This window comes from Actinoplanes sp. NPDC048967 (assembly GCF_040649415.1).
Taxonomy (GTDB): domain Bacteria; phylum Actinomycetota; class Actinomycetes; order Mycobacteriales; family Micromonosporaceae; genus Actinoplanes.
Window position 1 is genome coordinate 149,710 of the sequence record NZ_JBEZFL010000009.1, and the last position, 21,740, is coordinate 171,449.

Annotated in this window: 18 protein-coding genes; 10 read left to right on the forward strand and 8 right to left on the reverse strand. The window is 72.9% G+C overall.

From position 1 onward, the window contains the following. Positions 1-6 precede the first annotated feature (6 nt). Genes AB0C12_RS33485 through AB0C12_RS33510 form a run of 6 tightly spaced genes read left to right on the forward strand, consistent with a single transcriptional unit; the run spans position 7 to position 8,281 of the window. Positions 7-1,209: a hypothetical protein gene (locus tag AB0C12_RS33485; protein WP_360553908.1), complete on the forward strand. Its 1,203-nt coding sequence runs from the start codon at positions 7-9 to the stop codon at positions 1,207-1,209. Further along, positions 1,206-2,690, forward strand: coding sequence for a hypothetical protein (locus AB0C12_RS33490; RefSeq protein ID WP_360553910.1), 1,485 nt, complete (start codon positions 1,206-1,208; stop codon positions 2,688-2,690). Before AB0C12_RS33485 ends, AB0C12_RS33490 begins: the two co-directional genes overlap by 4 nt. After that, positions 2,687-4,360 (forward strand): ABC transporter ATP-binding protein, encoded by a 1,674-nt coding sequence (locus tag AB0C12_RS33495; protein ID WP_360553911.1) that lies wholly within the window; start codon positions 2,687-2,689, stop codon positions 4,358-4,360. Before AB0C12_RS33490 ends, AB0C12_RS33495 begins: the two co-directional genes overlap by 4 nt. Continuing rightward, the gene (locus AB0C12_RS33500; RefSeq protein WP_360553913.1) at positions 4,357-6,126 is read left to right on the forward strand and encodes an ABC transporter ATP-binding protein; all 1,770 of its coding nucleotides are present in this window, start codon (positions 4,357-4,359) and stop codon (positions 6,124-6,126) included. Before AB0C12_RS33495 ends, AB0C12_RS33500 begins: the two co-directional genes overlap by 4 nt. Next, the gene (locus AB0C12_RS33505; RefSeq protein ID WP_360553915.1) at positions 6,123-7,355 is read left to right on the forward strand and encodes an arginase family protein; all 1,233 of its coding nucleotides are present in this window, start codon (positions 6,123-6,125) and stop codon (positions 7,353-7,355) included. The genes AB0C12_RS33500 and AB0C12_RS33505 overlap by 4 nt, the downstream gene beginning before the upstream one ends. Further along, positions 7,352-8,281: a GNAT family N-acetyltransferase gene (locus AB0C12_RS33510; RefSeq protein WP_360553916.1), complete on the forward strand. Its 930-nt coding sequence runs from the start codon at positions 7,352-7,354 to the stop codon at positions 8,279-8,281. The genes AB0C12_RS33505 and AB0C12_RS33510 overlap by 4 nt, the downstream gene beginning before the upstream one ends. Here the strand turns inward: AB0C12_RS33510 and AB0C12_RS33515 are convergent. Continuing rightward, positions 8,264-10,909: a thiopeptide-type bacteriocin biosynthesis protein gene (locus tag AB0C12_RS33515; RefSeq protein ID WP_360553918.1), complete on the reverse strand. Its 2,646-nt coding sequence runs from the start codon at positions 10,907-10,909 to the stop codon at positions 8,264-8,266. The genes AB0C12_RS33510 and AB0C12_RS33515 overlap by 18 nt on opposite strands. 177 nt (positions 10,910-11,086) lie before the next feature. Between AB0C12_RS33515 and AB0C12_RS33520 the strand changes: the two genes are divergently transcribed. Further along, positions 11,087-11,833, forward strand: coding sequence for an AfsR/SARP family transcriptional regulator (locus tag AB0C12_RS33520; RefSeq protein WP_360553919.1), 747 nt, complete (start codon positions 11,087-11,089; stop codon positions 11,831-11,833). Positions 11,834-11,850: 17 nt separating this feature from the next. Here the strand turns inward: AB0C12_RS33520 and AB0C12_RS33525 are convergent, their stop codons facing one another. Both AB0C12_RS33525 and AB0C12_RS33530 read right to left on the reverse strand, forming a co-directional pair. Then, positions 11,851-13,494 carry a hypothetical protein gene (locus tag AB0C12_RS33525; protein WP_360553921.1) on the reverse strand — a complete coding sequence of 548 codons (1,644 nt, stop codon included), beginning with the start codon at positions 13,492-13,494 and terminating at the stop codon, positions 11,851-11,853. Positions 13,495-13,513: 19 nt separating this feature from the next. After that, the gene (locus AB0C12_RS33530) at positions 13,514-13,717 is read right to left on the reverse strand and encodes a hypothetical protein (RefSeq protein WP_360553923.1); all 204 of its coding nucleotides are present in this window, start codon (positions 13,715-13,717) and stop codon (positions 13,514-13,516) included. A 250-nt stretch (positions 13,718-13,967) separates the two neighbouring features. On the opposite strand from AB0C12_RS33530, the gene AB0C12_RS33535 reads away from it, so the two are divergent. After that, positions 13,968-14,171 (forward strand): cold-shock protein, encoded by a 204-nt coding sequence (locus AB0C12_RS33535; RefSeq protein ID WP_184995226.1) that lies wholly within the window; start codon positions 13,968-13,970, stop codon positions 14,169-14,171. A 144-nt stretch (positions 14,172-14,315) separates the two neighbouring features. After that, a complete protein-coding gene (locus tag AB0C12_RS33540; protein ID WP_360553924.1) occupies positions 14,316-14,597 on the forward strand; it encodes a hypothetical protein in 282 nt (93 codons plus the stop codon). Positions 14,598-15,040: 443 nt separating this feature from the next. Here the strand turns inward: AB0C12_RS33540 and AB0C12_RS33545 are convergent, their stop codons facing one another. The 3 genes from AB0C12_RS33545 to AB0C12_RS33555 are packed head-to-tail and all read right to left on the reverse strand — an operon-like array spanning position 15,041 to position 18,484. Next, entirely contained in the window at positions 15,041-16,501 is a 1,461-nt protein-coding gene (locus AB0C12_RS33545) for a HAMP domain-containing sensor histidine kinase (protein WP_360553926.1), read from the reverse strand. Continuing rightward, positions 16,494-17,171, reverse strand: coding sequence for a response regulator transcription factor (locus tag AB0C12_RS33550; protein ID WP_360553928.1), 678 nt, complete (start codon positions 17,169-17,171; stop codon positions 16,494-16,496). The genes AB0C12_RS33545 and AB0C12_RS33550 overlap by 8 nt, the downstream gene beginning before the upstream one ends. Positions 17,172-17,188: 17 nt before the next feature. Continuing rightward, on the reverse strand, positions 17,189-18,484 hold the full coding sequence (locus AB0C12_RS33555; RefSeq protein WP_360553930.1) for a DUF2079 domain-containing protein: 1,296 nt from the start codon (positions 18,482-18,484) through the stop codon (positions 17,189-17,191). Positions 18,485-18,678: 194 nt separating this feature from the next. Between AB0C12_RS33555 and AB0C12_RS33560 the strand changes: the two genes are divergently transcribed. Beyond that, entirely contained in the window at positions 18,679-19,959 is a 1,281-nt protein-coding gene (locus AB0C12_RS33560) for a beta-propeller fold lactonase family protein (protein WP_360553931.1), read from the forward strand. A 184-nt stretch (positions 19,960-20,143) separates the two neighbouring features. On the opposite strand, the gene AB0C12_RS33565 is transcribed toward AB0C12_RS33560, so the two are convergent. Next, a complete protein-coding gene (locus AB0C12_RS33565) occupies positions 20,144-20,776 on the reverse strand; it encodes a hypothetical protein (RefSeq protein ID WP_360553933.1) in 633 nt (210 codons plus the stop codon). Beyond that, positions 20,773-21,570, reverse strand: coding sequence for a DUF4142 domain-containing protein (locus AB0C12_RS33570; RefSeq protein WP_360553934.1), 798 nt, complete (start codon positions 21,568-21,570; stop codon positions 20,773-20,775). The genes AB0C12_RS33565 and AB0C12_RS33570 overlap by 4 nt, the downstream gene beginning before the upstream one ends. Positions 21,571-21,740 lie beyond the last annotated feature (170 nt).

Genomic DNA, 21,740 nt, shown 5'->3' on the forward strand with positions numbered 1-21,740 from the left:
CCTGACGTGACCACACCCTCGGCCGGCCGGCCGGTGCCACCGCTGGTGCGGTTCCCGGACGCCGCGATGTTCCGGTACGCGCTGGAGCTGCCGACACCGTCGCTCGTGTACGACCTCAAGGGACTGCGCCACTCGGTCGGCGTGCTCGCCACCGACGTCGCCACGGTGCACGGAGCACAGCTCAATGTGGCCCTGAAGGCTTGTCACACGATCGGCATCCTGAGCGAGCTGGCGGGTCTGGGTCTCGGGGCGGACGTCGCCTCCGTCGGAGAGTACGAGCTGGCCCGGGCGGCCGGGTTCGCCCGGATCACCGCCACCGGCCCGGCCTTCTCGATCGCCGACGCCGAGAAGCTGCGCGCGGACGGGGTGCTCGTCGACGCGAGCTCGTACGAGCAGCTCGACGCCCTCTGCGCGGCCTTCCCGGGCGAGCCCGTCGGGGTGCGGCTGCGGGTGCCGTTGCCGGACGAGATCGAGAACGAGCACAGCACCTTCGGCGCGCAGAGCCGCTTCGGGCTGCTCGCCACCGATCCGCGCCTGCACGAGCTGCTCGGCCGTACCGGAAATCCGCTCGTCCGGTTGCACACTCACACCGGGCAGATGAGCGCGGCCCACCTGATCTTCAAGACCCGCTACCTGCTCGCGGTCGCCGAGGCCTTCCCGAGCCTGCACACCATCGACCTGGGCGGCGGCTTCTTCAGCCTCTACGCCCAGCGCAGCGCGGCCCTGGGCGCGCTGGCCACCGTCGACCGCACCGTGCGGCAGTGGTGTGAGCGCACGGGCCGGCCGATGACGTTGCAGTTCGAGCCCGGCGGTGGGGTCCTCGGCCCGCACGGCTACCTGTTCGTCTCCGTGCTGTCGACCGAGCGCGATCATCCGGCCTTCGCCGCCGATGTGGTGACGGTGGACGCCTCGGCCTGGAACTACGCGCCCTGGCACCGGCCGGCCGTGCTGCCCGCCGACCCGGACGCGACGCCGGGCGAGACCCGCACCACCCTGCTGGCCGGCAACACGCTGTACGAGAACGACTTCTTCGGCACCGATGTACGCGGGCGGCGTGCCCCGTTCGACCTCGGCCCCTGCGCGGTGGGGGACCGGCTGGTGCTGACGGCCTCGGGCGCCTACACCTCGACCAACCGGCGGTGGTTCAACCGGCTCGAGCCGCCCGGCGAGTACGCGTACGACGGCACCGGGATCCGGCCGGTGTCATGAGCACGGGCACGCGGGTCGCGCCGGCGACCGGGCAGCGGCACCGCGACGAGCTCGGCCTCGAACGCGAACTGCTGACCGGCCTCGCCACCCTCGCGCAGGCCCAGGATGCCGGCGATCAGCGGCACTGGGCCCGCTTCCGCAGCCGGCTCGCCGCGGTCGACGTGACCGCGGACGCGCGGGCCGCCGAGCACCGCCTGGAGACCGCGTCCGAGCGGCTCCGGACGTTGCTGCTGCGTCGCGGGCACCGCCTGGACGAGGAGCATTTCCGCTCGCCGGACTCGACCGGCGACCGGCGCCTGCCCAGCGGGCTGGCCTTCCCGCACAGCTACGAGCGCGGCCTGCCGGTCGCCCACCTGGAGAACCGGCTGGCGGCCGGGCCCGTTCCCGACGGCTGGCACAAGACAGTGGTCACCTTCAACAGCTGTATGGCGGGTCTGGGCCACGTGTTCCAGTCCCTCGTGCACATGCTGAGCCCTGATCAGCGGCGGCCGTTGTCGGTGGCGTACTGGGGTGACTACTTCGAGACCGACCTGCTGCTGGAGTACCTCGGCTCGGCCGTGCTGCGCTACGACAAGGTCGACACCGCCGGCCTCACCCAGTGCCTGCGCCGCGGCGGCCACGAGGTGCTGCTCATCGAGCCGGTGCGCTACAACTGGGAGCTGGATGTCCTCGACGTGACCGCGCTGCTGCGGGCCTGGCGCGCCGCCGCGGCCCGGCCCAGGATCATCGTCGTGGACACCACGCTGGTCTCGCCGCTCTGGCCGACCCGGGCCGTGCTCGCCGGCCTCGCCGGCCTCGGGGACGTCCTGGTGGTCGAGCTGCGGTCCGGGCTCAAGCTGGATCAGCAGGGCCTCGAGCTGGCCAACCTCGGCATCGCCGAGATCTACTCACCGGCCGGCCCGGCGCCGTCGGCGGTGCCGAGCCATCAGCAGCTCGCCGAAACGATGCGCCTGGCCCGGGCCACCACCGGCGCCGGCATCCCGGTCGCCGCCGCGGCCGCCCTCGACGTCGGCTTCATCGCCGATCCGGCCTGGACCCGGCGCCACGCCGGTCAGGTCTACGCCAACAACGCCCGCCTGGCCCGGGAGCTGGAATCGGTGCGGGGCGTCTTCGCCGAGGTGGTGCACCCCGCGCTGGGCGCCGCCACGCCCGGGGTGGCGCAGAGCCCGTTCGTCATCGTCAAGCTGACCGAGGACACTCTGCACAACCACGGGCTGCTGCTGGCCGCCCTGCGCCGGGAGGTGGCGCGCCGCGGCATCCGCTGCACCCACGGGTCGAGCTTCGGTTTCCGCTCGCACCGCTTCGAGACGATCGTGCCGCGCGTCGCCCGCCGCGAGGGACTGTTCAAGATCGCCTCCGGGTCGCGGTCCGGCCCGTTCCTCGACACCCTCATCGAGGTCCTGCGCGACCTCGGCGGCCTGCCCGACATGGCCGCCCTGCACGCCCGGTATCCCGACCTGAAGGCGATTCCCCTGATATGACCGTGCCCCACCCGGCGCCGGCGTCGCGCCGGGCCCTGATGCGCTCGGCGGTACGCGGCCACCTGCCGGCGCTGAGCCTCATCCTCGGCGTCGCGCTGCTCGGCAGCGTGGCCGAGGCACTGACCCCGGCCGCGATCGGTGCCGTGCTCAACGCCGCGACCGGCGGCGAGGGCCCGGCCGCCGGTCCCGTGGGAGTCCTCGCGGCTCTGGTCGTCGTCGCGATCGCCGCCAGCGTCTGGCGCTACGGCGCATCGTCCCGCCTGCGGGTGAAGGTCGCGTTCCAGCTCAAGCAGCGCCTCGGTCTGGCGGTCGCGGGACGGGCCCGGGCGATCAGCCGCGAGGTCTCCCCGGGCGAGCTGGCCACGGCCATGACCTCGGACACCGACGCGATCGCCGGGTATCCGGGCGCCCTCATCCAGCTCGTCGCCTCGGTGGTCGCCTTCGCCGTGGTGGCCGGCTACCTGCTGACCAGCTCCCTGCTGCTCGGCGCGATCGTGCTGGTGGGCGTGCCGCTGCTGATGTGGGCGACCACGAGGGTGGCCGAGCCGCTCGAGGGACGCCAGCGCGAGCAGCGGATGCTGCTCGGCCGGCTCGGCGATCTCGGCTCCGACATCGCGCTCGGGCTGCGGATCCTGCGGTCGATCGGCGCCGAGCAGGCGTTCCGCGCCCGCTATCGGGAGACCTCGCGGCAGGCGCGGATGGCCGGCACCGGCATCGCCGGCACCGAGGCGCTGATCGAGGCGGCCAAGCTGCTGCTTCCCGGCGTGCTGCTGATCCTGGTCACCTGGGTCGGTGCCCGCCTGGTCCTGCGGGGCAGCATCGAGGTCGGGGCGCTCGTCGCGTTCTACGCCGCGGCGGCGTACCTGGTCGAACCGCTCGGCGCGCTCGCCGGCTTCGTGACCACCCGGGCCCGCTCGCGGGTGGCGGCCGACCGCGTGCTGCGGGCCCTGTCCGTCGTGCCGACGGCGTGGCCCGGCACCGGTACCGCGGCCACCGGCGACCTGCGCGACGGCAGCACCGGTGTCGAGGCCCGCGCCGGTGAGCTGACCGTCGTGGCGATCGGCGACGACCGCGACGCCGGGGCCCTCGGGGCGCGGCTGGCCGGACTCGACCCGCTCGACGCGATGACCACCACGATCGGCGGCGTACCGCTGGCGGAGCTGGACCGCTCGGCCCTGCGCCGGCTGGTCCGTCTGCACGGCGCGGAACCGACGCTGTTCTCCGGCACGCTGCGCGCCAACGTGGACCCCGGCGCGGCGGCCCCGGACGACGCGGTCGCCGGCGCGCTGGCCACCGCGGTCGCCACCGATGTCGTGGACGCGCTGCCGGACGGGCCGGCGACCGTGGTCGGGGCGCAGGCACGCACCCTGTCCGGCGGTCAACGGCAGCGGGTGGCGCTGGCCCGCGCGCTGCTGGACGCGCCCGCTCACCTGATCCTGGTGCAACCGACCACCGCACTGGACACCGTCACCGAGGTCGAGGTGTGCGCCCGGATCCGCGACCGGCGAGCCGGCCTGACCACCGTGGTCATCACCACCAGCGCCGCCTTCCTGGAGGCCGCCGACCGGGTGATCCTGCTGGCCGGCGACGTCCCGGTCAGCGGCACCCACGCGGAACTGCTGGCGACCGACGAGAACTACCGCGCGCTCGTGGCCCGGGACAACGCATGAGCGCGCCGGGCACTCTGCCACTGGCGGACCGCCGTACGGTCGCCCGGGAACTGCGCGCGCTGCAGCGCCGCCACCGGGGGCGGCTGACCGCGATCGTGGCGCTGCAGATCGCCACCGTCGTCGTGGGCCTGGGCCCCCCGATCCTGCTCGGCCGGCTGGTCGACGGGATCACCGCCCGCTTCGACATCCACGACGCCGACCTCACCGCCGCCCTCATCGCGGGCTGCCTGCTCGTCCACGCCGTCCTGGCGTTCGTGGCGACCAGGGCTGCCTTCACCCTCGGCGAGCTGGTCTTCGCCGAGCTGCGGGAGGACTTCACCGACCGGATCCTGGGCCTGCCGCTCGGCACGGTGGAGCAGACCGAATCCGGGGAGATCCTGTCCCGGACCACCACGGACATGGAGGCGATCCGCGAGATCGTCCGCACCGGCGTGCCGGAGACCCTGATCGGCGTGCTCACCACCGTGCTGACGGTCGTCGCCGCGTTCCTGGTCGATCCGCTGATCGCCGGCGGGGTGCTGGTCGGGCTGCCGGTGATCGCCCTGGCCACCCGGTGGTACACCCGCCGGGCCCCGGCCGCGTTCGCCGCGCGGTTCGCCACCCGGGCCCGGCTCACCTCGGCCGTCACCGAGACCGCGCGTGGCGCCGACACGGTGGAGGCCTTCGACCTGGCCGACGACCGGCGCGCGCTGGTGCGGGAGCGGACCGGGACCGCCCGCGAGGCCGCCCTGGTGCCCATCGGCCTGCACGTGCGCTGGTTCCCCGCGGTGCAGCTCGGTTACCACCTGCCGCTGCTCGTGGTCCTGGCCTGGGGCGCTCACCTGGTGCAGCAGGGCCGGGCCGAGATCGGTGCCGTCGCGGCGATCACCCTGCTGGTGCGGGCGCTGATCAACCCGCTGGACGACCTGGCCTACTGGTTCGGCGAGCTCCAGTCGGCGACCGCGGCGTTCGCCCGGATCTTCGGCGTCCCCCGGCCCACCCTCGCCGGGGCCGCCGCGCCCGCGGCCGGCCCGCCCGCCGACGCCCGGGTCGAGGTCACGCACGTGACGTTCGGTTACGTGCCGGACCGGCCGGTGCTGCACGACGTCAGCCTCGTCGCCGAGCCGGGGGAGCGGATCGCGATCGTCGGTGCCTCCGGGGCCGGCAAGTCCACGCTGGCCCTGCTGATCGCGGGGGTGTACTCCGGCACCGAGGGCCGGGTGGCCATCGGCGGCACCGCGGTGGCCGGCCTCCCGGCCGATGTCCTGCGCGACCGGGTCGCCCTGGTCACCCAGGAGGATCACGTCTTCACCGGTACGGTCGCCGACAACCTGCTCCTCGCCCGCCCCGGGTCCTCGCCGGAAGAGCTCGACCGGGCCCTGCGAGCGGCCGGTGCCACCTGGGTGTCGGCGCTGCCCGGGGGAATGGACACCGAGCTCGGCGCGGACGCGTACCCGCCGACGCCGGCCGAGGCCCAGCAGCTCGCCGCCGCCCGGCTCATCCTGCGCGCCCCGCTGGTGCTGGTGCTGGACGAGGCGACGTCGGCCCTCTCCCGGGCCCAGGCCGCCCGGTTCGAGCAGAGCCTGGCCCGGGCCGCGCGGCGCAGCACGATCATCGAGGTCGCGCACCGGCTCGACACCGCCGCCCGGGCCGACCGCGTGGTGATGCTGGTCGACGGCCGGGTCGCCGAGGCCGGTGCCCACCGCGACCTGCTGGCCGGTGACGGGCCGTACGCGCGGCTGTGGTCGGCCTGGCTCGGCGGCCAGGCCCGGTCGGTGCCGTCGTGACCGGCCCCGACGACGTCCTGATGATCGCCGACGACGTGGTACGGCGGCCCGCGGGCCATGGCTCCGGCGCAATCTACTGGTGGCCCCGTACCGGCCGGGAGGTGCGCCTGGGCCCGGCGGCGGCACGGCTGCTCACCGCCTTCGCCGTGCCCACCAGCCCCGCCGTCGTCTCGGCCGATCTGGGTGGCCGCACCGGCGAGGCGCTCGACGCCGTTGTCGAGGCTGTGCGGACCTTGGTCGGGCACGGGCTGCTGCGGGCGTACGCACCGGCGGCGGTGACCGACGTGGCCCGGCGCACCGGGCTGTTCGGCACGCCCGTGACCGACCTGGCCGGGGCACTGCGGGGCCGGACCAGCGACGGTGTGGTGATCGGGGTCCCGTACGACGCCGGGGTCACCTACCGGGCCGGGGCCAAGTTCGCGCCCGAGTATCTGCGCCGGGTCAGCACCGGGCTCTTCCGCGCCACCGTCCGCGACGGCCGTCCCACCGGCATGTTCGACCCGGTCCGCGGCCGCCGGGTGCTCGACGGGGTCCGGCTCGTCGACATCGGTGACCTGACCGGGACGGCGCCCCGGCCGGGCGGTGCCATGGTGACCGCCCTGACCGACACGGTGGCCGCCGTCGTCGCGGCTGGCCGTGTCCCGATCGTCCTCGGCGGGGACCACTCCATCACGATCTCCGTCCTCGACGGCATCACGCGCGCCACGGACCGCGTCGGCGTGCTGCACCTCGACGCGCACCACGACTTCGGCCGGATCCGCACCGGGTCGCGGGACGACCTGCACCACGGCAACTTCCTGGACTGGGCGCTGGGCGATCCGGCCGTCGAGTTCGTCGCCCAGCTCGGCATCCGCCAGCTCACCGACGAGGTGGGCCGGGCCCCGGGCCGGCTGCGCTGCTGGCCCGGCCGGACGGCCCTGGCGATCCCGGCCGCTCAGCTCGCCGCCGCCCTGCCACCCGGCCTGCGCTGGCACGTCACCATCGACGTCGACGTGCTCGACCCTTCCGTGCTCACCAGCACCGGCACGCTGCTGCCCGGCGGTTTCGGCCACCTGGAGACAGTGGAGCTGCTCGAAGGGCTGTGCGGCCGGCTCGACGTGCTCGGCGTCGACATCGTCGAGCTGATCGCCAGCCCCTCCGACGCCCCGGGCATCGTCGTCGCCGACATCCTGCTGCGCACACTCGACGCGGTGTTCCGGCGCCGTGGCGAAGAAAGGGACAGACCATGACCGCGGCCGGCCTGATGCTCGAGACCCTCACCGAACCCCTGCGGCAGCGGCTCGTGACCGCGCTGTGTACCGCTGAGACGGGCGCCGCGTGCTCCGGTGGCGACGCCTGCGAGCGGCGGCACAGCCGCCTGCTGCGGCCCTTGCGGGCGGCCGCCGACGGCGACGTCGCGGTGGCCCGGGTGGACGGTGCTCTGGCGGGCTTCGTCCGGCTGGAACGCAGCACGGACGCCGGCCACGCCCTGGTCGAGGTGACCGGGCAGGTGTTCCCGCCCTGGCGGCGCCGCGGGGCCGGGTCGCGGCTGATCGACTGGTCCCTGGACCGCGCCGCGGCGGGCGCGGGCGGGACGGTGGAGGTGCTGGTCGACGTCGTCGACGACCACGAACCCCTGGGTGCGGTGCTGGTGACCCGCGGGTTCGCCCCGGTCTCGGCGTTCACCGAGCTGACCAGGCCGCTGCGGCCGCCGCTGCTGCCCTCCGGTGTGCCCACGGCGCTCGTCACCGCTCTCACCGAGGCGGACCATGACGCGGTCGGTCAGCTCTACACCGAGATCTTCGCCGGCGACCCGCACGCGGGGCGGGGCCGGGCGGCCATCGCGGCGGCACTGGCCCATCCGGGGCTGCGACCCGGCGACTCCCGGGTGGCCCGGTCGGCCGGGGGCGAGCTGCTGGCCTACCTGCTGACGGTGACCTGGCCGGGCGATCCGGCGGACCTGTGGATCGAGACGATCGGGCTACGGCCCGCCGCCCGCGGCCTCGACCTGGTCCGGCACATGATCGCCGACATCACCCGGCGACCGCCGGCCGACGCGGCGACGATCAGCATCGGCGTCCCGCACCGCCGGGACGAGGCCGCGATCACCGGCTACGGGGAGCTCGGCTTCACCGTCAGCGGCGGCTGGGAGCGCTACTCACTGCTGCTGTTCTGACCGGCGGCTGAGGCTGTGCCGGGCGGCGGCCCAGCGGCGGGCACCGGCCGGTTCCGCGCCGGCCGGCAGGCCCCACCGATTGAGGTGCATGTGAACCAGGCTGGCGAGCACGGCATCGCCGTGCTCGCTGTCGACCAGCCGGGTCAGCGCCGGGTCGACTTGGCGCCCCCGGTACGCCCCGGCCAGCTGCTCGCCGGGACCGGTGGCGAGCAGGTCGACGAGGATCTGCCGTTGGCGGTGCTCCTCGGCCCGGGCCCGGCGGTCCGGCCGGCCGGGAGGACCGGCGAGCCGTTGCACCGCCTGGGTCATCGCCGGGGCGGACGCGCCGATCATGGCGGCGAACTGGTCGATCACGACAGCGGCCAGCGTGGCCGGGTCGAGGTCGCCGCGGCGCCGGGTGAGGGCGTCCAGCACCACGAGCGTGTCCACGGTGAACCACTGCTCGCACAGCGCCAGGCCCGCGGGGCCGCCGTAGCGGCGGGTCTCCGGCTCGTACGGCTCCAGCGTGAACCGCAGCACCGGACCGCGCCGGGCGATCAGCCGCAGCGCCGCGCACCACTGCGCGACGTCCAGCTCGCCGGGCACACGCAAGCGCAGGTGCGGCGCCGGGACGTCGTAGCGCACGAAGAACCAGCCGGCGTCCTGCCCGGCCAGATAGGTGGCCAGCAGTCCCAGCACCTCGTCCTGCGAGCCGGGCGCGCAGTACACATGCGTGGACCACCACCGGTCGCCGGGGAGCCGCGCCGGGCTCGCCCCGCTGAAGCCGCCGGGCCGTGCGGTGCGCAGCGGCGGCAGCGGCTGATACGCGTCGTTGACCGCGGTCGCCACGATCTCGGTCACGTGGGCCGGCCCGCTCGGCTCGACCAGGCACTCCTCGGCCCACTCGGCGCCCCGGCGGCGTTGCTCGCACAGCAGAGCCCGGTGCCGCGGGTGGTCGAGGTCGAGCAGCAGCCGGGTGTCGCCGGTGCCGGCGTACACGTAGCGCGGCACTTGCAGGCCGGCGCGCCACGTCGTGACCTCGCGGTCCGCCGCGGGGCCGGTGAAATCGTCCATCCGCCACCGGGCCGCGGCCAGGACGACACCGGCAGCCTCGACACGCGGCAGCACGCAATGGGCGTCGGCGAAACGCCCCCAGCTCCAGCCCGGGGTGGCGTGATGAGCGCGCGAGATCCGGTGGACCAGATCCAGCAGCGGTGGCGCGGTCTCGGTGGCCACCAGGTGGTCGGTGCGCACGAGCACGCGCCGGCCGTCGCGGCGCGAGCGCAGATAAAGCGCGCCATCCTGTACGCCCAGCAGCAGATCACCCATCCGCAGCGCCCGGCGCCCCGGCCGCACCGAGGACCACAACAGCACCGAGTCGTACGCCGACGTCCCCTCGCCCAGGTTGATGGTGCTCTCATGCCAGTAGTCCATGGCGACGAGGTCGATGTCCTCCTCGCCGGGGGCGTGCGCGGCCGAGCGGACGTGCTCCGGCACCCGCTCGTCGGCGTCGGCGAACCTGGCGAAGGCGCGGCCCCCGGGCACGACCGCACCGCGGGGAGTGACAGCCGCCCGCCCGTCGGACAGCAGCTGGACAAACAAGTCGCACGACGGCGCCGCTGCGCCCGCCGGCCGGGGCAGGTCGGCCACATCGGACTCCGACAGAGTCGCGACCGGCCCGCGACGCACCAGCAGGCGGCGCAACCGGTCGAGGGCTGGATGGTCCTGCGCGGCGGCCAGGGGCGGGAGCGGCCCGAGACCGCGGGACGGGTCGGCGACGTCCTCGAGCGGGACCTCCTCGTACCCATAACGCTCGGCGAAGGCGTGCGCGTACCGGCGCAGGCCCGGGTCCGGGTCGGTGGCGAGACCGGTGCGTTGCAGCACGGTCAGCGCCGTGGCCAGGCCGACGGTCAGCCGGCGGTCGACCGTACCGGCCGGGCGCATCGTCAGGTCGATCCTGCCGTCCGCCGGCCACTCCGGCGGGAACCCGTCCGGCGCGCTCGGATGCAACGCGCTGACCAGCAGCCCTTCGTCCAGCAGCCGGGCCGCCACGGTCTCGTCACCGAGCCGGCCGGCGACCTCGGCGTACGGACGCGGCCGGGCGGCGTACTCCAGCAGCGTGTCGATCCGGGCCGAGCGGCGCAGGGTGCGCCGGCGCGCCGCGTACGGTGGCTGGAAGGTGATCCGGTCGGCCAGTACCCGTACCGTGGGATTGGCCGCGACCGGATGTCCGGGCGCGGCCCGGCGCAGCAGGCCGATGGCGTCCCGGCTGTCGATGCGGTGCCGCCGCACCGGTGGCGTCCGCGGTGGACCGATCGGTCCGTCACCCCAGGTGCTGAAGCCGGCCATCGCGAACAGGCCGAACGGGGTCGGCCGGGTCGCCATCCGGATCGCGTACTTGGTCAAGGCGGCGGCCAGGCGCTCGCGCCGGACCGCACCGGTGTCCCGCCTGACAGCCAGCGCGATCTGCGGATTCGCCTGCTCGACGGCCTCGCGCAGCTGCGGGATGCCCCACAGGTCACCGACCGGATCGGACTCGTCCACGGTCGTGGTGCGGGCGAACGTGGCCAGGCTCAGTGCCGGCATCCGCACCATGACCAGCGGTAGGAAACGCCACGCGCCCGGGCCCGCCGGCAGCGGTGATGGCATCGATCCTCCTGCTCGGACAGCTGTCCCCGAGCATCACCGGGTCTGGTTGCAGCCCTGTTGCAGTCAAGGTCAGCCCCGAGATGATCACGCACAATCACCAAGTCGACCCGGACGGTGAACTTCGGCTAGGGTGCACGAAGCGCATAGATGACCATGTGACCTCTCGGGGGGAGTTGCATGCTGGAGTTCAGCGTTCTGGGTCCGATGACGCTGCGGCAGGAAGGCCAGGTACAACCGGTGCCGACCGTGATGCTGCGGCGGGTGCTCGCGTTGCTGCTGGCCCGGGCGGGCACGCCGACCTCGGTCGACCTGCTGATCGACGAGCTCTGGGCCGAGCGGCCACCGCGTTCCGCGCGGCGGACCCTCTCGGCGTACGTGTCCCGGCTGCGCAAGCTGCTCGGCGAGCACGACCGCGTCGAGTCCGCACCCGGCTTCTACGCGATCTGTCCCCGCCCCGGCGAGCTCGACGTGGAGTCGTTCCACCAGCTCACCGAGCAGGCGGCGCGGGCCCGTACGGCGGGTGACCGGAGCGGTGCGGCGGCGGCCATGCGCGCGGCGCTCGCCCTGTGGCGGGGCCGGGCGTTCGACGGCCAGCGCGACACCGCCCTGGTCGAGCGCACCGCCGAGGGGCTGGAGCAGGCACGGCTGAGCACCTTCGAGGACTACATCGACTTCAAGCTGGACGCCGGCGCCACCGGCGACATCGTCAGCCAGCTCGACGCGATGATCGGTGAGCATCCGTACCGGGAAAGGCTGCGGGGACAGCGCATGCTGGCGCTGTATCGCGGCGGGAACCGGGCTGACGCGCTGGAGACGTTCCGCCGTACCCATCACGTGCTGGTGCAGGACCTGGGTGTGGAGCCCGCGGTGAAGCTCCAGCAACTGCACCAGAGGATGCTCGCCGGCGACCCGACCCTCAGCTGACGGGCCCGTGACCACCCTCAGAACCGGACGTCCCAGCTGACCTCGCGCGGGCCGTCGAATCGTCCCTCCGTCACCGAGATCAGCACCTCCGTGCGTACCGGCGCCCCGCAGCCCGGGCAGGCACCGGTCAGTACGGCCGCGTAACCGTCCTCGAACTCGCGCATCCGGTCCTCGTCGCGGTACTTCCACGTGGGTGGACCCTGCACCCGCGCCGAGGTGCCGCAATCCGGGCACGGCACGTGCAGCACCGCTTCCGCCGGTTCGCCACGCGGGCCGACGGCAGCCGATCCGTGCAGCCGGAGGACGACGGTGCGGCCCCGCTGAAAGCGCACGCGCAGCAGGTCGAGATCCTCGGTCAGCAGGCGACTCAGCGGTCCCGGCGGCAGCGGGTCCAGACCGGCGCGGAGCTGCCGGGCCGTGAACAGGTGGGCCAGGCGCAGCACATCCGAGCCGAGGTCGACGGCCAGCGCGCGCCGCAGGTCGCCGTCGACGGCTGCGTGCAGCAGGTCGGCGACCGGCCCGGTGCCGAACCAGTCGTGCTCGGTGATCCACTCCGCGGCGGTGTGGTCGTCCGGTGCCGCCAGCCACGCCGCCAGCCCACCCGATTCCCCGGCACTGTCCGCCTCCACGACGCGATGCGCCCAACCCAGGACGGCGCGGAGAAGCCGCGCTTGCTGCACCGGGTCCAGGCCGTCCGCCGGATCTTCCAGGGGGTACGCGGACCGCTCCCACCGTGGCAGCCGGCCCAGAATGCCCAGCAACTCGCCGTCCGTCGCGCTGCGGTGCAGACGCTGGAGTGGCTCCCCCAGCTCGGGCGCGTACTCGAGCAGGTGGGGGAACTCGGCCAAGGCCGCCAGGTGTGCCTCGTCGTCGACGACCAGGATCCGGGAGGCGACCGCCGCAACGAGCCCGGGGGTGTCGATCAGGCGCAGGCGCCGGGCCGCCGTGCGCCCCACCCAGCCGTCGTCGGCCAGGTATCCCAGCAGCGCCCGGAACACATCGTCGGTCAGCGGGCGGTCGACCAGCGCTTCGACGTACTGCTCCCGGACCTCGCGTACCGTCTCGACGCGCGCTGCGGCGAGGAACGCCGGCGTGTCCCGCCACTGCACCTTGCGCACCGCGGCCAGCCGTACCTCCGCGTTCGTGTCGGTCAGGGCCCGGGACGCGTCCTCCGGGCCGAACCGGGAACTTCCACGCAACGCCTCGAGCCGGACGACGGGCGAAGGGTCGGCGAGGAAGCGGCGGTTGAGCTCCACGGGACGGTCGACGGGAAGGACCGCCCGCAGCGCCCGTACCCGGAGCCGTTCCTCGCTGCTCATCTCCAGCTCGCGGCGCACCGGCTCGGCGTCGGGACCGAGGAAGTACAGCAGCCGGCCGACGCGGTCGTCGTCCTCGGCCAGGTCGACGACAGCCCGGCCGATCCGTTCGTCGGCTGCGGCATGCCGGCGGAGGACGGCGGCCAGGGCTCCCGCCGCGGCGTCGCTCACGTTGTCCCAGCGCTCGGCCATGCCACCGGCCGTCCGGACCTCGGCAGCGTCGTGCAGAGCCAGGTCGAGCAGCTTGCCGATGACCTCGGGCCCACCGTCCCGCGCGGCTCGCCCGACGGCCAGCAACCGGATCATGTCATCCGGGTCGTTCAGGTCTTCGGCGAGCGACCCCACGACGACAGGTCACGCTCCTTCACAGCTGGGGTATCACCCGCAGGACGGTGCCGGTGGCGGTATCGATCACCACCAGGAGCCCGCCACCGCGGGCGTACCGCGGGTCGCTCAGCAGAACCTCCGCGACCGGCCCGTCGACCTCCACCTCGGCATGGCGCAAGGACGGGCGGCGGAGCTCGGCCGCTTTCGCCCGCGCGACGGCGATGAGCTCAGCATCCGTCACCGCTCCAGCCTAACTGCCCGGGTTCGGGCAGCGGGTTCGCCGTCGGCTGGCAGCAGACCATCGACAGAAGATCGTGTGCTACGGTTTTCCTGTTGCAGTTTTGATTTCCGTAGACGTTATCCGGCGCCTGATGGGTTATCCAAACCCACCCGGGCGCTTTTCGTTTTTCGTGTCGTTTCGACGCGGGTGATCAACGCGGCGGCGCCGGAGTCCGCACAATGCGGTCTCCCCGGCCTGCGAAGGAGCAGACATGACTACAGGCACCGTGAAGTGGTTCAACGCCGACAAGGGTTTCGGCTTCATCACCCCGGACGACGGCGGCGCTGACGTCTTCGCCCACTTCTCCGCCATCGCGACGAGCGGCTACCGCAGCCTCGACGAGAACCAGAAGGTCGAGTTCGACATCACCCAGGGCCAGAAGGGCCCGCAGGCGGAGAACATCCGCCCGCTCTGACCCTTGCTCTGCGAACGGCGGCCTGACTGGTTCAGCGGGCCGCCGTTCGGCGTTTCACCCTTCCGTCACAGCACCACCGCTTGATTGACTGTCAGGCCGCACGGACCGTAGGTGCACGGCGTTTCCCCCCGAAGGTTGATGAATATGACGACGACGTACTCAGGCCCCGCGCGGCTGACCCTGGCTGACGGCGCATGCATTTCCGGCATGGCCTCCCTCAGCACCAATCAGCGCGGTGGACTCGACGGATGGGGCGGCACGTTCCGTCCGGACGAGATCACCACAGACCTTCGCGACGCGGCCGAAGGGCTGCAACTGGAACTGCCCTACGACCGGGTGGGGACAGTCGCGGTCACCGGCATGCGCAAGCTGCTCGCCACGCAGCTGTTGATCTCGCTGGCCGGACGAGGACCGGCACCGTTCTGACAGTGCGCCGCCGCTGACCCGATTCGCCGGCTCAGGACGTCGGGCTGGGACTGGGGGCGCAGGCCGGTGAACGAGGGCTTACGGTGTCCTCATGGATGCCGCTGGAGACACCGATTGTGCCCGGTGCGGTGGCCCGGTGGTCGTCGCCGATGAGTCGAGCCATCCGTGCGGCGTCTGTGTCCAGCATGGCCGGTGCGCAGCCTGCGGTGTGCGGCTGTGGCGCCTGCTGGATGGGCTGCGCGTACCGGTGACCGGTTCGCGCGGCCGCTGGACGGCCGCGGCCGTGGGCGTCGGGCCCGCGGTCTCCCGTTTGTCCCGCCGTGTGACGCCTCCGGGCGTCCGCCCGGGTCAGCGGGTGGACCGCCGCCGGCCGTGACCGGTTCATCGATCACCCACCGGGCCGCTCAAGGCCCGGCGGGAGTCCGTGGTGGCTCGAACGAACTTCAGGCTCCTGGCGACTGCGGCAGCTCAGCGACCAGCCTGGCGCCGCTTGTGGTGTCGGCCGCGTACAGGCTGCCGCCGTGGCGTACGGCGATGTCCCGGGCGATCGCCAGGCCCAGGCCGGCGCCGCCGTGGCGGCGATCCCGGGCCTGGTCCACCCGCGCGAACCGTGCGAAGACCTGTTCCCGGTCGGCTTCCGGGATGCCGGGGCCGTCGTCGCCGACCTCCACGCGAACGATGCCGGGCTCGGCTTCCGCGACGGTCACGGTGATGCGGTCGCGTGCGTATCGGGAGGCGTTGTCCAGCAGGTTTCTCAGCATTCTGGCCAGCTCTTCCTCGCGCCCGATCACCTGTGCGGGCCTCCCGGCCACGACGACGAACCGCTCGTCCGGCGGCACGCGATAGCGGCGCTCCTCGACCAGCTCCTCGGCGATCGCGGCGACGTCGACCGGCTTTCCCGCAGTCGGCGTCGTCCGTTCCAGCCGGGCGAGCAGCAGCAGGTCGTCGATGAGCCGTTGCAACCGTTCGGTGCCGGTGCGCAGCACCTCCGGGTCGACAGCGCCGCCGTGCGTGGCGGCGACCTCGACGGTGTTGCGCAGGCCGGCGAGCGGGCTGCGCAGCTCGTGCGCCGCGTCGGCGACGAACCGGCGCTGTCGTTCGGCCGCGTCGGTGATCCGGTCGAGGGTTTCGTTCATGGTGACGGCCAGCCGGGCGATCTCGTCGCCGGTGCGCGGCTGGGGCACCCGGCTGCTCATGTCCGCGGCGGTGATGCGGGCCAGCTCGGCGCGCATCCGTTCGACCGGGCGCAGCGCGCGTCCGGCCGCCCACCAGGCCACCAGGGCGACGAACAGGATGGCGGCGGGCAGACCACGCCGGAGCCAATGGTCGACCGGGGCCACGGCGGCCTCCGCGTCGAGCGGAGAGACGAGGACGTAGACGGTCGCGCCCGAAGGGCTGACGTTGTGGGTCACCAGGGTGACCTCGCGACCGTCGAGCTGCCCCGGTGCGCCGCTGCGGGCCGGTCGCAGGTGAACGTCGAGGCGGCCGGAGAACTCCTCGTTCTCCCGCGGTGGGACGGCCGGGAAGGTCAGACCGCCGTCCCGTACGTAAGCGGCCAGTTGGTTCTGGGCCAGCAGCACCTTGCCGTGGATGTCGACCACCGCAAAGCTGAGTTCCGTGCCGTAGTACGGGAACTCGTACCACTTGTCGTACGAACAACGCGCAGCAGCAGCAACGCAGTCCACCGCCAGGGTGCCCCCGTCCGCGTTGATTCCGGCCGCAGGCGTCTGGTAGGTCGAGGCGATGGCGCGGGCCTGTGACCGCGCGGTCGCGAGGGACCCCGCCACACTGTTCGCGTGGATCACCTGGCGCAGCCAGAGCGCCCCGCCCCCGAGGCACAAGGCGGCCGCCAGCGCCGCCGCGGCGGCTGCCCGGACCCGTACCGGCAGCTGCGGCCTAGGCATTCGCGTCGACCAGCCGGTAGCCGGCGCCGCGGATCGTCTCGATGCTCAGCAGGCCGAACGGCACGTCGATACGGCGACGCAGGGCCCGGATGTAGACCTCGACGATGTTCAGGTCGCCGTCGTAGGCCGCGTCCCAGACCTCGTCCAGAATCTCCGCCTTGCTCACCACCGTGTTCGCCCGGCGGGCCAGGCAGGCCAGGACCGAGAACTGCTTGGCGGTCAGCGTGATCGGTATCGACCCGCGCGAACAGACCCGCCGAGCCTGGTCGACGATCAGATCACCGACTTTCAGCAGCGCCGGCCGGGGCTCACCACCCCGCCGCAGCAGGGCCCGCACCCGGGCCAGCAGGACGACGTACGAGAAGGGCTTCGTCAGATAGTCGTCCGCCCCGGTGTCCAGGGCCTCCGCCTCGTCGTACTCGCCGTCCTTGGCCGTCAGGACCAGCACCGGCGTGCTCACTCCCAGCTCCCGGAGCCGAGAGCACACCTGATAACCGTTCAGCCGCGGCAGCATCAGATCCAGAATGACTGCTTGATAGCCCTCGCTCGTGGCGAGTTCCAGCCCGATGTTCCCGTCGTGAGCCACATCAACGGTGTAACCCTCCGCGATCAGGCCGCGACGCAAAGACTCGGCCAGTTCCCTCTCGTCTTCCACTATCAGCAGCCGCACCGGACCATCCTGCCAGCTCACGGCCGCGCCAAGCGGAAATCCGGTTCAGCTGCCGGGGGAGTGACGCGGGCGAAGAGCACGACCCCACCGTCCGAAGTCACCCTCCGATAGCCCGGCACCGCCTCCGGGGAGTCGAGGACGGCCAGCCACTCGGGCTGGACCACGGCGTTCGGGTAGAAGGGGAACAGGTAGACCTCGCAACGGGCGGTGAGCTGCGGCGCCAGCCGCTGGTCGGCCGCCACGACCGCATCGTCGGGGATCCGCGTGAGCGCCGACCGGATCGCCGCGGCCGCCGGGTCACGCCGCCAGGTGGCCGGGTCGGCCAGGGCGTTGAGCGGCAGCACCGCCGACGCGGACACCGCGACGGCCAGGCAGGCGGCCGGCAACCACCGGCGGCACCGGTCGAGCAGGGCCGGCGGGGCGTCCAGCATCGCCACGAAGACGATCGGCATCAGCACCGCGCTGTAGTGGTACCTCGTCCCCCAGTAGTGCGGGTTGTCCGCCCAGAACCGCCAGGCCAGCGTGGGCAGGGTCAGTAACAGCAGCGATGAGCGTACGGCGAGGAAGCCGGTCGGAAGCAGCAGCAGGACCACCGTCAGCAGTTTGACCGGGACCCCGGTCAGCAGGGCGCTGCCGGAGGTGTAGGTGTACGCGTCGGCCTGGTTGAACGCCGGGATGACGACCCGGACGATGAGCAGGCCGGCGGCGACCGCACCGCCGGCGGTCGCCAGGCCGAGGCGCCACCGGCCGCGCAGGGCCAGGTAGGCGCCGATCGCCGCGACGGTCAGCGGCAGGTCCTCCTTGACCAGCAGCAGCGGCGTCGCCCAGGCCACGGCGGCGCCCCACCGCCGCCGCACCAGGCATTCGAGGCTGAACGCCAGGAGCGGGACGGCGAAGCAGATCTCGTGGAAGTCGAAGCCGGCCGCCTGCTGGATGCCCCAGGACAGCCCGTAGGCGGCGCCGATCGCCAGGCCACCCCGGGTCCCGAACCGCGCGACGGCCAGCCGGGTCACCGGCACCGCGGACAGTGCCAGCAGCGCGGCCTGCACGATCAGCAGGGTGATCGGGCTCGGGAACAACCGGTAGATCGGGGCGAGCAGGATCAGGATCGGATGGAAGTGGTCGCCGAGCAGGTGGACGCCGGGCCCCTTCAGCGGTGCCAGCGGAGCGCCCAGACCGGCGTAGCCGCGCACCCCCTGTTCAAAAATGCCCAGGTCAAAGGCATTGGTGCGCACCCTGAGGTGCTTCGTGACCGCCACCATGGCGTACGCGGAGAAGAGCGCGACCGCCAGCAGAACGACTCGTCTGAACACGCGGCGATGATCGACACCGCCACCTGAACCGGCCCTGAAGCAACCTGAAGATCACTTCAGCCGCCCCGCCGGCGCCGTGCACGTGAGGACCCTTACGCACTTCTTACGGCCGGCTCCGAAGTTCAACTGACACTTCGGGAGTGCCGTATCCGGGGACAGCAATGCACCGCTCGTTCGTCGGAGGTAGGACAGACATGCGTAGGAGAACTGGTATCGCCGTGGCCGCGGGCCTGCTGTTGCTGGCTGGTGGCGTGTCGACAGGAATCGCGTCGGCGCATGAGAACCCGGCCGACAGGCGTGCCGAGGCGACCACGGACGGTGCGGCGGCGAAGCGCGGCGGCATGGTCTTCGTCCAGTCGAACGACCCGCAGCGCAACTCGATCCTGGCCTTCCGGCGCGCGGCGGACGGCAAGCTGACGGCAGCCGGTGAGTATCCGACCGGGGGCCGCGGTGGTGCCCAGAAGGACAACCCGTTCGATCCCCTCGCGTCGCAGGAATCCCTCGTCTTCGACCGCAGGCACAGCATGATGATCGCGGTGAACGCGGGCAGCAACTCGGTCACCACCTTCCGGGTGCGAGACGGCAAGCTCACCCACCGGCGTACCGTGAAGTCCGGCGGTGACTTCCCGGCGAGCATCGCCGTGTCCGGCCGGACCGTCTACGTCCTCAATGCCGGCGGCTCCACGAATGTGACCGGCTTCCGGCTGAGCCATGACGGGCTGCGCCCGCTGGCCGGCTCGACCCGGAAACTGGGCATCACCAACGACGCCGTGCCGCTGTTCACCGATTCCCCGCCGCAGGTCGGCTTCAGCCCCGACGGCCGGCACCTGCTGGTCACCACGAAGAGCAAGAACACGGTCGAGGTTTTCGCGGCTGCCCACGACGGCATGCTCTCCGCCGAGCCGGTGACCACCGCGTCGACCGGGGACGTGCCGTTCTCGTTCGTGTTCGACCAGGCCGGCCATCTGCTGGTCACCGAGGCCGCCAAGTCCGGGGTCACTTCCTACACGCTGCGCAGGAACGGCACCCTCGACGTCATCACGCCGTCGGTCGAGTCGGGCCAGCAGGTGCTGTGCTGGATCGCCCGGGCCGGCAAGTTCTTCTACGGCACCAACCCGGGCAGCTCGACCGTCAGCCTCTACACGGTCGACGGCAGGGGAAGGGTGAGCATCGGCGGCAAGGACGGCGTGATCGCCGACGCCGGGGGCCCGGAGGCGGTCGCTGAGGTGGCCGCCGCGGCCGCGGCGGCCGAGCAGGACCCGGACGCCGAACCGGGCAAGGCGCCGGGTGCCGGCCCCATCGACCTGGCCGCCACGACCGACGGCACGTTGCTGTACGTGCAGAACACCCTCGCGGGCACCATCGAGGGTTTCCGGGTCGGCCCGGACGGTGAGCTCACGCTCGTGGAAACCGAGAACGAGGGTCTCCCCGTCTTCGCCGACGGGTCCGGCATGGAGGGCCTGGTCGTCTGGTAGCCGCCGCCAGCAGGCGAGGTACGCGTGCGGACCCGGCCCCCGCCCCCCAGTCCGCCCGCGTACCTCGCCGAACCTCCCGTCACCCGACGTGCGAATCCCGTGCCGCCGACAGCCGGCTGGCCGCACCTCGGGCACGGTCGGGGCAAGACCTGCCGCTGACCGAGACCTGCACACCGACATGCCGTCAGTGGCCGGCCGCGTCCGGCTTCCCCGTTGCGGGAGGCCGGGCGCCGGCCCAGGTCCAGAGGGCGAAACCCGCGGCCATGGCGAGCATCGTCTGCACTCCGCGCGGCGAGAAGATGTGGCTGTCGATGAACGACCACCCGGCTACCAGCAGCACCACGGTGCCGGGAAGCACCCGGAAGCCGTGCCTGCTGCCCAGCGCGACCGACGCGGCCAGCGTGGCGGCGAGGAAGGCGTACACGCCGACAGCTCCGAGCCGGTCTCCTGTCTCGTACAGCGCCAGCACCAGTCGTCGTAGCTCGGCCGGGTCTCCGGGCTGCCCGGCCACTGTGCCTGCGCCGATCCCGGCCACCGCGTCCAGCCCGGTGTATCCGATGGCGTAGACCGCCGCACAGATCCAGGCGACGATCCGGGCCACCCGGGGCACGCCGGCGCGGGGCTGTTCCCGCAACAGCACCACGAATCCCCCTGCCAGCAGCGGGAAGATCGGCAACAGGGCGATGTGCAGCCACACCCAGCGATGGGCCGTCGCGGCCGACAGCCCGCTCGGATGGACGAGGCCGGCCAGGGCCAACAGCACCGGCCCCAGCATCACGAGCACGAGCGTCAGCGCCGGGCCGCCGCGGCGTCTCACCGGCGGCCGTGGTGCTGTCGCCGGCGGTCACCCGCGAACCGCAGCGTCGCGAAGACACCCACGCCCAGGCCCGCGGCCAGCGCGAGCAACGCGACGGGCAGGTTCGTCGACATCGGGCTCTGCCCGGCGGCCGGCCGGGGCCTGACCGCGGTCGCCGGCGCGGTGGCTCCCGCTGCTGCTGCGGGGTTCGGAGCAGTCGGCAGGGCGGCGAAGTCGACGATGCCGCTGCTCTCCAGCAGCGTCATGTGGGTCACCACGAACTGGTTCGCCTGCTGCGCCAGCCTGCGGACGGTGTCGTTGCGCGTTGTCGCCCGCACCGTACCGATCGCCGGGAAGATCTTTCCGTGCGCCGCGCGGAGCCGGTCGATGTAGATCTCGTCGAACTCGGCGCCTTCGGCGTCGCGCATCTCGGCCAGCCATCCCTGCTGGTCGCTGTTCGGCTTCCTCGGCACGCTGATCCTCAGCTTCTTCGCGGCCGCCCGGTCGAACGCGTCGAGCACCTCGTGCTGGGCCGCGATCTCGCGGCCGATCTTCCGGATCCGCGGATCCGGCGACTTCTGCTGGGCCATCTCCCCGGCCGGGATCTCCCACAGCCCGGCGAGACGCACCTTGACGACAAGATCCTTGTCGGCGGCCGAGAGGGCGCCCTCGCCCTCGTCGGGGATCAGCTCATTGGGAGGCACCGGTACGCCGGGTTCGGCGTGCGCCGCCACGGGACTGAGCAGCACCAGCCCGAGGGAGCAGACCACGGTGGCGCACAGCCGGCGCCACCTGGTCGAACCGCTGTCCTGCATACGAACCTCCCGACATCAGCGTGCCGCCCGAAGGCCGTCGGCACGTCTTCCCGAGGGGAGGTACGCGGCTTGCCCGGCGAAGGATGAAGCCGCAATGGGTTCGTAAGATCTTCGGGCCGTCGGTGGCCGTACTGATCGCCACCGAGCTGGGCCGCCTGCGCGGCGACGCT

Coding starts and splice junctions, on each gene's coding strand:
- AB0C12_RS33490 (WP_360553910.1), top strand. CDS start 1,206: ATGAGCACGGGCACGCGGGTCGCGCCGGCGACCGGGCAGCGGCACCGC.
- AB0C12_RS33495 (WP_360553911.1), top strand. CDS start 2,687: ATGACCGTGCCCCACCCGGCGCCGGCGTCGCGCCGGGCCCTGATGCGC.
- AB0C12_RS33500 (WP_360553913.1), top strand. CDS start 4,357: ATGAGCGCGCCGGGCACTCTGCCACTGGCGGACCGCCGTACGGTCGCC.
- AB0C12_RS33510 (WP_360553916.1), top strand. CDS start 7,352: ATGACCGCGGCCGGCCTGATGCTCGAGACCCTCACCGAACCCCTGCGG.
- AB0C12_RS33515 (WP_360553918.1), bottom strand. CDS start 10,909: ATGCCATCACCGCTGCCGGCGGGCCCGGGCGCGTGGCGTTTCCTACCG.
- AB0C12_RS33520 (WP_360553919.1), top strand. CDS start 11,087: ATGCTGGAGTTCAGCGTTCTGGGTCCGATGACGCTGCGGCAGGAAGGC.
- AB0C12_RS33535 (WP_184995226.1), top strand. CDS start 13,968: ATGACTACAGGCACCGTGAAGTGGTTCAACGCCGACAAGGGTTTCGGC.
- AB0C12_RS33540 (WP_360553924.1), top strand. CDS start 14,316: ATGACGACGACGTACTCAGGCCCCGCGCGGCTGACCCTGGCTGACGGC.
- AB0C12_RS33545 (WP_360553926.1), bottom strand. CDS start 16,501: ATGCCTAGGCCGCAGCTGCCGGTACGGGTCCGGGCAGCCGCCGCGGCG.
- AB0C12_RS33560 (WP_360553931.1), top strand. CDS start 18,679: ATGCGTAGGAGAACTGGTATCGCCGTGGCCGCGGGCCTGCTGTTGCTG.
- AB0C12_RS33570 (WP_360553934.1), bottom strand. CDS start 21,570: ATGCAGGACAGCGGTTCGACCAGGTGGCGCCGGCTGTGCGCCACCGTG.